This is a genomic window from Sphingomonas sp. Leaf198 (genome assembly GCF_001424005.1).
Lineage (GTDB): Bacteria > Pseudomonadota > Alphaproteobacteria > Sphingomonadales > Sphingomonadaceae > Sphingomonas.
Genome location: NZ_LMPX01000001.1, coordinates 1,129,911 through 1,142,618 on the forward strand (window position 1 = coordinate 1,129,911; position 12,708 = coordinate 1,142,618).

Here is a 12,708-nt window from a genome sequence, read left to right on the forward strand (position 1 = left end):
GTCCTCACCTATTCCTCAGAAGTCGCAGTGGCGGGACGCGCCTTGGCGGGCGTCGTCCCTTCGCCGGCAAACGGCGCAAGGCGGAAGGCGACGCGCGTCGGCGCCAGCGGCACGCGGTATTTGGGCAACGGCTTGCCGACCTCGCTCCACTGCGTATCGCCGCCGACGCCCCATTGCGCGCCATCGATCAGCAAGGTCACCTGGCCGTGCGGGACGACGTCGGTGCTCTTCCACGTCCCCGGCACGTGACGATCGAGATCGGCATAGGGAAAGGCGAGCGCGTTGATCATCAACGGCGTCTCGCCGCTGACACGAAGCCCGCGCCCGGCGCCGCTCAGTTCCATCCAGCGGACGTCGACCTTGTTGCCGGTCTCCTGCGGGCGGATATAGTCGTGGTTCTGCGCCGCGATCGCGCCGCGCCACAAGCCGATCGGCGCCGAGGTCTTGCGATCGACATAGCTCTCGTGCGGGCCCCGGCCATACCATTCGACGGTCTTGATGTCGGTCGGCATCGCGAACGCCAGCCCGACGCGGAACGGCGGCGGCAGGTCGGTCTTGATCGGGGTGAGCTGACCCTCGACCGAGACGCTGCCGTCGCGCGCCATCGCATAGGTCGTCACGAACCCGGCCGCGCCGTCGCCCAGGCCGTACTCGATCCGCACCGTCGCGGCACCGTCCGCAGCCTTGCCGCGGGTGACGCTGCGCACCGTCCGCGTCTCGCTCATCGTCTTCCAGACCGCCAACTGCTTGTCGGTACCGATGCCGATGTCGTTGTCGGTCACCGCGCGCCAGAAATGCGGCGCGCCACCACTCGCGAGCAGAACGCCGTCGCGCGCGTAACTGCGGACGAGACCGGTTTTCCGGTCGATCGCAAGCGTCGCATTCCCGGCCGACAGCGTGATCGCGCCGCCTGCGTCCTTCACCCCGACGTCGGAGCCTGCGGCCGGCGCAGCGGCAACTTCGGCCGCACCGCCCATCGGGAACTGCTCCCAGCTTACCACATGCCCGGCCGGCACGAGCGGCACCGCATCCGCCTTCGCCGTCGCGCGCACGGTCACGAAATATTCCGAGCCCGGCTTGCGCACGATCGGCCCGAGCGGCAGCGCCACCGCCTGCGTCGCATGCGCGGCGGTCATCATCGGCGGCAGCGCACCGTGCGCGATCGGCACACCGTCCTCCTCGACCTCCCAGTCGAACGCGAAGCCCGACAGGTCGCGGAAGTCATGCCGGTTGCGGACCGTGACCGTCCCGGTCGCGGCGTCGAACGCCTCGAACCGGATCGGCGCATAGACCTTGTCGATCTCGTAGAGCGCCGGGTTGGGCGTGCGATCGGACTGGAGAAGGCCATCGCCGAACTCGATCTCGCCGCCGGGGTTCGGGCCATATTCGCTGCCGTCGCCCCAATAGCGGCGGCCATCCTTGGTATGGCGATACATCGACTGGTCGACCCAGTCCCACACGAACCCGCCCTGCAGCTTGTCGGGATGCGCGTAGATCGTGTCCCAGTATTCGGCGAGATCGCCGCCCGAATTGCCCATCATGTGCCCGTATTCGCACTGGATCATCGGCTGTTTGAAATTCCAGTTGGTCGCGTAATCGGCCATCTTCTCGGCGCTGTCGTACATCGGCGCATAGATGTCGGCATACCAGTTGGGACGGTGGTCGCTGACCCCGTCCCAGGTGCCCCAGCCGAGATAGCTGATCAGCCGGCCCGGATCGCGCGTCTTCGCGGCGGTCGCGGCGGCGGCGAAGTTGGGCCCGATCCCGGCCTCGTTCCCCATCGACCAGAAGATGATCGACGGATGGTTCTTGTCGCGCTCGACCATGTTGGCGACGCGGCTGACATGCGCGTCCTTCCACGCCGGATCGAACCCGACCTGCATCGCGGCGCGCTGTTCGGGATGTTTGTTCGCGTAATCCATGTACGCGTGGCTCTCGATATTGGCCTCGTCCATCACGTACAGGCCGTATTCGTCGGCCAGCGCGTACCAGCGCGGATCGTTCGGGTAATGCGACGTCCGCACCGCGTTGATGTTGTTGCGCTTCATCAGTTCGATATCGCGGCGCATCGACGCTTCGGAGATGACGTGGAACGTCTCGGGGTCGTGCTCGTGACGGTTGACGCCGCGGATGATGATCGGCTTGCCGTTGACGCTGACCAGCCCGTTCTTCATCTCGACCGTGCGGAAACCGATCCGCTGCGGCGTCGCCTGGACGACCTTGCCGTCGGCACCGACCAGTTCGACCAGCAGCGTGTAGAGGTTGGGCGTCTCCGCCGACCACGGCTTTACGCCTGGTATCGTGCCACCGAGCGTCACGGTCCGTTCCGCCTTCCCCGGCGCGACCCGCACGGCCTTCGTCAGCAGCGTGTGATTGCCGTCCATCAGCGTCATGCGCGCGGTCAGTGCGGTCTTTGTGGGCGTCACCGCGATCTCGGTCGACAACACGCCGTCGCGGTATGCCGCATCCAGCCCGGCATGGACGAACAGGTCGCGGATGCGCGCCTTGGGCGCCGCCATCAGATAGACTTCGCGCTCGATCCCCGACACGCGCCAGAAATCCTGATCCTCGAGATAGGACCCGTCGGACCAGCGATGGATCTGGATCGCGACGACGTTGCGCCCCGCGGTCATGAATTTCGTGACGTCGAACTCGCTCGGCAGCTTCGAGTCCTCGGAACAGCCGACCTTCTTGCCGTTCACCCACACGTCGTACGCGGAGCCGGCCGCGCCGATGTGGAGGATCACGTCCTGCCCCGTCCAGCCCGCGGGCGGCGTCACGTCGCGCCGGTACGACCCGACCGGATTAGTCGCGTGCGGGATCAGCGGGCGATTGGCCGGAAACGGATAGGTGATGTTGAAATACCGTGCCTGATCATGGCCCTCGGCCTGCCAGTCCGCCGGCACCTTGATATCGACCCAGCGCGACACGTCGTAGGTCGGTTGTTCGAACCCGGCAGGCACCGCATCCGACGATGGCGACAGCGCAAACTTCCACAGTCCGTCGAGGCTCAGGAACCGTGCCGATTTAGCCGGATCGCCCGCCATCGCCGCCGCACGCGTCTCGAACGGAAAGCTGGTGGCGGACGCAGGCATCTTGTTGCGCGCGAAGACCGCGGGATTTTCCCAGTCGGGACGCGCCGGATCGATCTGCACCGGCTGGACCCGCGGCGCGTCCTGCGCGGCGACACCGGCGGTCAACGCCAGCATGCTCGCGCCGATCACTATGCTCGAAACCTTCACCCGTTCCTCCTGTATGATGCGTTCGCACCTTATTTGTCGGACATTATCGCTTTACGTCCGCGACGCAATCGCGCCGGCGCAATGACGCGCGATAAATTCTGCGTGCGGCGGCATCCGCGCCGCCGCCGCCGCGGTCACCGCGGCGATCCGCGCAAGTCGGGCCTGCGCGTCGTCGACCGACAGGCTTGCCGCGAGCGGATCGAACCCCTCGGCACGCAGCCCCTGCCCGTCCATCACCGCCAGCCAGCTCGTCTTGCTGAACAGGTCGTCGGACTCGCGGAACACGCGTCCGGTCGCCTGGTAGATCCGGATGCGCTCGGCGAGCGTCTCGGGAACCGCCATCGTCCGGACGTGATCCCAATAGGGCGTGTCGGCACGCTCGGTCGCATGGAAATGGAGGATGATGAAGTCACGGATGCTGTCATATTCCGCGGTCATCAGCCGGTTGTAGCGGCGGATGTCGGCCGCCTCGAAATCGCGGGTCGGCAGCATCTCCAGCAACCGCGCGATCCCGGCCTGGATCAGATGGATGCTGGTCGATTCGAGCGGCTCGAGGAACCCGCTCGACAGGCCGAGCCCGACGCAGTTCTTGACCCAGAACGCATCGCGCCGCCCGGTGCGAAACCGCAGCGTCCGGGGATCGGCAAGTGGTTCGCCGTCGAGGTTGGCGAGCAAGGTCGCGGTCGCCTCGTCCTCCGACAGATGAGCGCTGGAGAACACATAGCCATTGCCGGTGCGGTGTTGCAGCGGGATCCGCCACTGCCAGCCTGCGTCGCGCGCGGTCGACCGGGTAAACGGCGTCGGTGGCCCGTTCGATGCGGTCGGCACCGCGATCGCGCGATCGTTGGGCAGCCAGTGCGACCAGTCCTCGAAGCCGGTGCCGAGCGTCTCGCCCAGCAGCAGCGATCGGAACCCCGAGCAGTCGACGAACAGGTCCGCCTCGATCCGCGCGCCCGATGCCAGTGTGACGGCCTCGATGAACCCGTCGGCCGTCCTGAGCGCGACGTCGACGACGCGCCCTTCGCGCCGCACGACGCCGGCCGCTTCGGCATGCGTGCGGAGAAACCGCGCATACAGCGACGCATCGAAGTGGAATGCATAGCCGATCCGGTGCAGCGGCGTGTTCCCGCCATCGGCCAGCGGCCGCATGAACCGCCCGTCCTTCGCCGCCTGTGCGCAGATCGAGTACGCCTCCAGCGGATCGGCCAGACCTTGCCTGCGCAGCCGGTGCCACAATCCCTCGAACGGCACCGCGCCGATATCGGTGCCGTAGACGCCGAACGGATGGAAATAGCGCGTGCCCGGCCGCAGCCAGTCGACGAACTCGATCCCGAGCTTGAAGCTGCCCATCGTCGCCTTGACGAAGGCATCCTCGTTGATCCCGAGCAGCGCGTTGAACGCCTGGATCGGCGGGATCGTCGCCTCGCCGACCCCGACGGTGCCGATCTCCTCGGATTCGACGAGCGTGATCGCGACATTGTGCGTGCCGAGCACCCGCGACACCGCTGCCGCCGCCATCCACCCCGCGGTACCGCCCCCGATGATCGCGATGCTGCGCAAGGCCCGATCGTTCATGCCGCGGTCCGGCCCGTGAGAAAGAGATTGCCGGTGAGGCGCCCGCGTCGCGGATCCGCGGCGGCGGCATCGACCGTCTCAATCAGCCCCGAATGCAGCAGCGCGGCCCGGTACAGGATGAGCCGGTCGGGCTTGGCCGCAACCTCGTGAGTCCGCGCGAACAGCGGATCGTCGATCGCGCCCGGATAGCCGGTCGGGAGGTTGGCCGGGTCGGCCATCTCGCGGTCGAGCGTGGCCTGATACCCCGCCGCCCGCGCCGCATCGACGGTTTCGAACCCGGTGGTACGGTGGCGAAAGAAACCCGTACCGCCGTGCCGCTCGCTGCACAGGTAATGCACCGTCGCGAACTGAAGCCGGTCGACCGCGTCGACGTGCGGCACGCGCTGATACGGCGTCAGCGCGGCCGGATCGGTCGTCACGAGCGAGAAATTGCCGCGCGCCCGCACCGGCATCACGGCGCCGCCCCCGAAATGCTCGGCGATCAGCGGCAGTACGAGGCGGACCATCCGGTCGATATAATCGGCAGGTGCAGGCCCGAGCAGCCCCGGATAGCCGATGCCGACCGACGCTGCGCCCGCGAATTTCGAGCGTGTCGCGGCATAGTCGACCAGGGCGTCGACGCTTCCGAACGCGCGATCGACGACGACCACGGGTTCGCGCTCGTTACCGATATACTGGACCGACACACTGTGGTCCGCGGTCCTTTGCTGGATCGTCATGACCGGTTTCATATCCGAAAAAATACCGGCGTGGCAGGGGAACGCCACGCCGGCAGAGGGGGACGGGAAGGTCAGTAGGTGGCGCGCAACGAGAAGCCGAAGCGGCGATCGTTGAGCGTGTATTGCAGCGGCTGGCTGGTCGTGCCGATATACGTCACGTTCATCCGATTGGTCAGGTTCACCGCATCCACCGAAAACGCGAAGTGTTCGTTGATGTTGTAGCTGATCGAACTGTCGAGCGAGGCATAGGGCTTCTGGAACTGCGGTATGCCGTTCGCGCCGCTGCCAGATGTCGTGTCGAGATACTTGCCGCGCCAGCTCCACGCCAGACGCGCGGTGATCGGCCCCTTCTCGTACAGCCCGACCAGATTGTAGCTATGCTTCGAGAGCTTCTCGAGCGGCACCTGCGTCGGGATCGCCGATCCGGTGGTTGCGAACGGGTTCGAGACGCTGCTGTCGACGAAGGTGTAGTTGGCCTGGATTCCGAGACCCTTCAAAGCACCCGGCAGGAAATCGAAGAACTGCTGATAGGCGGTCTCGAAGCCCTTGATGTTACCCTTACCCGTGTTGACGGTCGTGCCGATGTCGTAGGCGGTGCCGTTGAATGTCTGGACGACCGTGCCGCCCGCCAGGAATCCGTCGACCTTCTTGTAGAACGCCCCGAACGTGAACGAGCCGGTCGGCGCGAAATACCATTCGAGCGTGCCGTCGAAGTTGGTCGAGGTGATCGGCTTCAGATACGGATTGCCCGAGCCACCGCTGGGTCGACCCGTGATCGGGCTCACGACCGTCGCCGCGTTGAGCGTGACGTTGGTCGACAGCTGATCGAAATTCGGCCGCGCGAACGATTTGCTGAAGGCGAAACGCGCCTGCAGCTTCTCCGTCAGATGCGCGCGCAAATTGAAGCTCGGCAGCGCCTTGGTGTATTGGCGGTTCACTTCGAGCGGCGCGAGCGTCCCATCGCTGTTGAAGACCGTCCCCTGTGACCCGGTCTTGGTCTGCACCACGCGCACGCCCGCGGTACCGTCGATCTTTAGCCCGGCGATCGCGGTCTCGTAGTCCGCCATCACGTACCCGGCGACGCTGCGCTCGGTCTGGTGATTGAGGTCGCCCGGGGTGAACGCGGTCTTCGACGTGCCGCCGAACAGCGCTTCGGTCTTGGTGATGCTGTCGAACAATCCGCTGCCCGCGGCAAAGCTCGGATAAACGATCCCGCCCGGAAGCGTCTTGCCGTCGAAGAAGTTTTTCGAAGGCCCGCCCATCGTCAATTCGGGGTGCGCAGAAACCGGAACGAAGGGAATGCCAGCAGCTGACGAGCAGCTTGGGTTTGGACCGGTCGGCAGCAGGCAATAGGCATTCCATGTGCCACGCAGATCGACGGTGCTGTCCGCATACCGCGCACCGACGCGCAGCTTTTGCAGCACGCTGCCCTCGACGTCATATTCGAGGTCGTATTGCAGCGCGAGCTGGTCGGCATCGTTCCGCGTGATCGAATCCGCGATGTAGGTGAAGGCGTAGTTGTTCGGATCCGCCAGCAGGCCGGGGTTGCGCACGTTCCACACCGGACGAGATCCGCGCAGATCGAAATCGACGATGCTCTGGTTCTTTGCCGTGTATGGGGTCTGCCCGGTCTGGTCGTACAGCGAGACGACGAACCCGTTGCGATCGGCATCGTACGACGACTTCAGATATTGCGCATCGAACTTCATGTGCAGCCGGTCGGTGACATCCCACTTCGCATTCAGCGTATAATTGCCCGTCGTGTTCGTCAGATCCTGATCGTACCGCGCCGATTCGAACACCTGGTTGGACAGCGAGCCGGACGTCGCATAGCCGGCCGAATCGAACGTGAACGCCGCGCCGTCGGTTGGCGTCGTTGCCGCGTTGCCGTTGTTGTTGAAGTAATAATATTTGCCCTGACGGACGAACTTGTACCGCGAGTAGAGCGCCTGCGCTGTCAACAGGAAGTTGGGCGCGGCCTGCCACTGGAACGCGCCGGCGATGCCCAGTCGATTGCGGTTGCCGCCATCGTCGTAGATCTGCTCGCCGAACGGCACCTGCGCATTGGCGGGGGCGCCGGGAATATTACTGGTCTTCGGGACGGGGCCGAACTGGCCGATCAGCAACGCGTCCTGGCGATAGGCGCTCTTTGCGTAACTTGCGTTGAGCAGGATGCCCATCTCGCCGACGCCGGTCTGGAACCGATTGCTGTACAGCGCCGATCCCGACCCGCCGAACTTGTCGGCACGGTCGTAGTAATTGCCCTTCAGCGTGGCGCTGACCAACTGGCCCGGCGAATCGAACGGCAGGCGCGTGCGGATATTGACGACACCCGCGACATCGCCCTCGATCGTCGACGAAGGCGGGTTCTTGAACACGTCGATGCCCGACAGCAATTCGGGCGGCACCGCCTCGAGATCGAGCGTGCGACCGCCCGACGCGGAGATCGCCGCGCGGCCATCGATGAAGTTGCTGACCTGCGTCAGGCCGCGGACGGTGATCGCCGGCTGCGTGCGGTGATCGAAATCGGTCGCGCCTTCGCCGTAGCGGCGCTGGATCTGGACGCCGGTGATCCGCTGCAACGCCTCGACCGTGTTGGCATCGGGAAGCTTGCCGATATCCTGCGCGTTGACCGAGTCGACGATCTGGTCGGACTTCCGCTTGATCGCCTGCGCGGACCGAAGGCTCTCGCGAACGCCGGTCACGACGATGTCGTCGTTCGAGACGCCCTGCGCGGCGGCCTGATCGGCATTGAGCGTGCCACGCTGCTGGTCGGTGGAGGTCTGCGCCGGAACCGGCGGCGGCACGGGCGCAGGGGCAGTCTGCGCGAACGCCGGCGTGGCGGCAGGCATCGCGATGCTCGCGATTACGACCAGCGATCCGCCAATCAGCATGCGCGTACGAAACGGAACCATGAACGATCCTCCCCATCAATGTCTTGCCGTCACGTCGAGGGCCGAAACCCTGCTTGTCGGTCTGTTGTCTGACTTATTACCAACTTGGTATTGTAGGACAAGTGCTATTTTTTGTACGATGCGTCATCGCAGTTGCGACATGGCACCAACGGTGGCTGTGTCGTGACGAAGCGTGCGACACAGCGTAACGGGGATGGATGGACATGGTTGACGCACCACGGGGACGGCCCTCGCACACGCAATTGGCGCGCGAACTCGGGATCGCGATCGTCACCGGCGTGCACCCGGTCGGATCGGTGCTTCCCGGAGAGCATGAGATCGCGATCCAGCGCGGCGTTTCGCGCAGCCTCGTCCGCGAGGCGTTGCGGATGCTCAGCGCCAAGGGCCTGCTCGAAAGCAAGCCCAAGGCCGGCACCCGCATCCGCGAGCGTGCCTCGTGGAATCTGCTCGATCCCGACGTGCTCGCCTGGATGTTCGAGGGCGAACCCGCGGTCGGTTTCGTCCACAGCCTGTTCCAGCTCCGCCTGATCGTCGAACCCGCCGCAGCCGAGTTCGCCGCCGCGCTGCGGACCTCGCGCCACGTATCGCGGATGGGCCATGCCTTGGAACAGATGCAGGAACACGGTCTCGCCAGCCCGATCGGTCAGGCGGCGGACCAGACCTTCCACCACGTCATCCTCGAGGCCACGCAGAACGAACTGCTGGTCAGTCTGGCGGGTAGCATCGGCGCCGCCGTGCGGTGGACGACGATCTTCAAGCATCGCCAGACCCGCAAGCCAAGCGACTCGATGCCGCAGCACCGTGCGCTGTTCGACGCCATCGCCGAGAGCGATCCCGCGGGCGCGCGTGCTGCCACGATGGCGCTGATCGCGCAGGCTCAGGCGGATACCGAATTGTCTCTGCGCAGCTGATCCCAAGCGAGTCGCCTGAAGAGTCGTTCCCGGCTTCACGCCGACCTCAAGCCGCCGTCTTCATCGATGCGCGCGACCACGTTGACCTTCCCGATCGACGCACTAGTCTGACAAGTCATGAAAAGGATCGCAGCCAACAGCGCGCGACCTGCGAACGGGAGACGAGAGCATGACGATTACGCGCCGCACGATGCTGTCCGGCAGCGCTGGACTTGGCCTCGCCTCGCTCGCTCCAGCCCCCCTCGCCGCCAGGACCGCGGGACCGACGCTCGCGCCGACCCCGCCGATGGGCTGGAACAGCTGGAACAGTTTCGCGACGACGATCACCGAGGCACAGGCGATCGAGACCGCACGGATCATGGCGCGGACGTTGCTCCCATCTGGCTACGACATCTTCACGGTCGACATCCAGTGGTACGAGCCCGACGCCAAGAGCTATACGTACAACGCCGCCCCAAAACCAAGCCTCGACGGCTATGGCCGGCTGATCCCCGCACCCAACCGCTTTCCGTCGAGTGCCGACGGCACGGGGTTTCGCACGCTGGCCGACACGGTGCACGCGCTGGGATTGCGGTTCGGCGTCCACCTGATGCGCGGTATTCCCCGCCTGGCAGTCGAGCGCGACCTGCCCGTGCTCGGCACGAAGACCACCGCACGCGCGATCGCAGACACGTCGAGCACCTGCCCGTGGAACCCCGACATGTACGGCGTCGACATGACCAAACCCGGCGCCCAGGCCTATTACGACAGCGTGTTTGCACTGTTCGCATCCTGGGGCGTCGATTTCGTCAAGATGGACGACATGAGCCGCCCCTATGATGCACACGCCCCCGAGATCGAGGCCGCCGCCGCAGCGATCCGCAAGACCGGCCGTCCGATCATACTCAGCCTTTCGCCCGGTGAAACCCCCGTGCCCCGCGCGGAACACGTCGCGCAACATGCGCAGATGTGGCGGATTTCCGACGATTTCTGGGACAGCTGGCCGATGCTGGAGGCGCAGTTCACCCGGCTCGAAAACTGGAACGCGCACCGGCGGATCGGCGGCTGGCCCGATGCCGACATGCTGCCGCTCGGTCGCCTATCGCTCGGCGAGCGCGACACCAAGTTCACGCCCGACGAACAGCGGACGCTGATGACGCTCTGGTCGATCGCGCGCTCGCCGCTGATCATGGGCGGCGACCTGCGTCATCTCGACGCGCCCACCCTCGCGTTGCTCACCAATCCCGAAGTGCTCGCGGTCAATCAGGCGAGCCGCGACAACCAGCCGCATTTCGTCGCGGACGACACGCGCGTCTGGTCGGCGCGTCCTACCGCCGGTGCGGGCACCTATCTCGCGCTGTTCAATACCGGCAAGGCAGCACGCGACGTCTCGGTCGATCTCACGATGCTCGGGATCGACGGCGCCGCAAAGGTCCGCGATCTGTGGACCCGCACCGATACGGGCGTCGCCAAAACGCGCATCACGCGACGATTGCCGTCCCACGGTGCAGGGCTGTACCGGTTGACCGCGGCATGATCCGCCACCTGATCGCAGGCCTCGCGCTGGTGGCGACGCCGCTGGCCGCCCAGACCGTATCGCCTCCACCATCCCCCGAGCCGAGCGTCGCGCTGACGATCCGGCCCGCGGTCGATCGCCCCGGCACCGTGTTCGAAGGCTGGGGCACCGCGCTCGCCTGGTTCGCCAACGTCACCGGCGGCTATCCCGATGCGACGCGTGAGCGGCTGGCCGACCTGTTCTACGGCAAGGACGGCCTCGGCTGGACGATCGCACGGTACAACATCGGTGGCGGCAATGCCGCAACAACAAAGCCCTATCTCCGCACCGGCGCGGCGGTGCCGGGGTTCTGGCGCCACCCGGCAGGCGCGGTCGGGGCCGACTGGTGGCGACCCGACGATCCGGCGATGTGGAACTGGTCCGCGGATGCAAACCAGCGCTGGTGGCTCGACGCGATCCGCCGTCGCGTGCCGTCGCCGATCTTCGAGGCGTTCTCCAACTCGCCCCCCTGGTTCATGACGGTCAGCGGTAAGGTCTCCGGCGCGGTCAAAGGCACCGACGACAATCTTCGCCCCGGACAGGAGCGCCCGTTCGCCCAGTATCTCGCGCGCGTCGTCGGCGAACTCGAGCGACGCCATCACATCCGCTTCCGCACGCTGTCACCGGTCAACGAGCCCAACACCGACTATTGGTTCGTGGCGAACACGCAGGAGGGCGCACACTGGTCGCCCGCGCGCCAGGCGGCGATGATCGATGCCTCCGACGACGCGCTGAAGGCGGCAGGGTTGAAGACCCGGATCGCCGCCCCGGACGAGACGAATTCGCACCTCTTCGTGACCGATTGGGCCGGATATCCAGCCGCGACCCGCGCCCGGATCGGGCAGTTGAACGTCCACAGCTATGGCACCGTCCACCAGACCGCGGTGCGCGATATCGCCCGCGCGTCGGGTATCCGGTTGTGGATGAGCGAAGACGACACTCCGCTCGACAAGGACCCCGAATCCTTCACCGACATGGCCTCCGCTCTAGCCTTTGCCGAGCATGTCGTCGGCGATCTCAAACGACTCGAGCCCGCGGCCTGGGTGTTCTGGCAAGCGGTCGAAAATCTCAGTGCGAAGGACGGCAAGCCCGGGTCGAACTGGGGCCTCGTCAAGATGGACCTCGCGGCCGCACCGTCCGCGCCGCATCCGATCCGGATCTCGCCCAAATACTGGGCGATGGCCTCGTTCAGTCGCTACATCCGGCCCGGCTATCGTCTGGTTCCGGTCGACGATCCCGATACGGTCGGCGCGGTGTCGGCGGATGGACGCAAGATCGTGCTCGTCCATGTCAACGGCGGTTCGATCACGCGGCGGATGGCGGTCGCGCTTCCGCACGCAACCCTGCGCGACGTGGTCGTCACCGACGCGCGCCATCAGGCGGTCAGCGTCGGCGTTCCCCGCGACGGCAGGATCGATGCAGCGCCAAGATCCGTGACGACCCTGCTGTTCGACGCAGGTTGATCGAGCACGGATGAAGCTTCGGTTCGAACCGCTAGATCCGCTCCTTTCTCCGTCATGCCGGACGGCTTCGACGACTATCCCTTTCGAGCAAGCAAGACGTGTGTCCCCGCGAAGGCGGGGATCCAGCCTGGGCTCTCGCCTTCGCGGGAGAACAAGCAAGGGCATTGGCCCGTACGACTGCGGACCCGTACGTGTTCGAAGAGGATAGGAATCGAAGGGTTCAAGGGGCTGCGGCTCCGCCCCCCAGAATCTTGTGATTTTGCGGCATTGTGGAAGCCGGAACGAGCTCGGCATGACGAGGAAAAGCGCGCGTTCAAACTGAACGTCACTCCGAGCTAGGCGGCCGCCG

7 protein-coding genes are annotated in these 12,708 nt (G+C 65.8%); 3 read left to right on the forward strand and 4 right to left on the reverse strand.

Going from position 1 to position 12,708, the window contains the following annotated elements:
• Positions 1–8: 8 nt before the first annotated feature.
• From ASG20_RS05115 to ASG20_RS05130, 4 genes are all read right to left on the reverse strand, one after another.
• Positions 9–3,209, reverse strand: coding sequence for a glycoside hydrolase family 2 TIM barrel-domain containing protein (locus ASG20_RS05115; RefSeq protein ID WP_056050468.1), 3,201 nt, complete (start codon positions 3,207–3,209; stop codon positions 9–11).
• Positions 3,210–3,293: 84 nt separating this feature from the next.
• Positions 3,294–4,817: a tryptophan halogenase family protein gene (locus ASG20_RS05120; RefSeq protein WP_056049360.1), complete on the reverse strand. Its 1,524-nt coding sequence runs from the start codon at positions 4,815–4,817 to the stop codon at positions 3,294–3,296.
• Positions 4,814–5,536, reverse strand: coding sequence for a DUF6445 family protein (locus ASG20_RS05125; RefSeq protein ID WP_056049363.1), 723 nt, complete (start codon positions 5,534–5,536; stop codon positions 4,814–4,816). Before ASG20_RS05125 ends, ASG20_RS05120 begins: the two co-directional genes overlap by 4 nt.
• A 71-nt stretch (positions 5,537–5,607) precedes the next feature.
• Complete coding sequence (locus tag ASG20_RS05130; protein WP_056049366.1) at positions 5,608–8,451, reverse strand: TonB-dependent receptor; 2,844 nt, start codon at positions 8,449–8,451, stop codon at positions 5,608–5,610.
• 203 nt (positions 8,452–8,654) lie between these two features.
• Between ASG20_RS05130 and ASG20_RS05135 the strand changes: the two genes are divergently transcribed.
• The 3 genes from ASG20_RS05135 to ASG20_RS05145 all read left to right on the forward strand — a co-directional run bounded on the left by ASG20_RS05135 (position 8,655) and on the right by ASG20_RS05145 (position 12,359).
• The gene (locus tag ASG20_RS05135) at positions 8,655–9,362 is read left to right on the forward strand and encodes a FadR/GntR family transcriptional regulator (protein ID WP_056050470.1); all 708 of its coding nucleotides are present in this window, start codon (positions 8,655–8,657) and stop codon (positions 9,360–9,362) included.
• Positions 9,363–9,531: 169 nt separating this feature from the next.
• The gene (locus ASG20_RS05140; RefSeq protein WP_056049370.1) at positions 9,532–10,878 is read left to right on the forward strand and encodes a glycoside hydrolase family 27 protein; all 1,347 of its coding nucleotides are present in this window, start codon (positions 9,532–9,534) and stop codon (positions 10,876–10,878) included.
• Positions 10,875–12,359 (forward strand): glycoside hydrolase, encoded by a 1,485-nt coding sequence (locus tag ASG20_RS05145; RefSeq protein ID WP_056049373.1) that lies wholly within the window; start codon positions 10,875–10,877, stop codon positions 12,357–12,359. Before ASG20_RS05140 ends, ASG20_RS05145 begins: the two co-directional genes overlap by 4 nt.
• Positions 12,360–12,708: the final 349 nt, after the last annotated feature.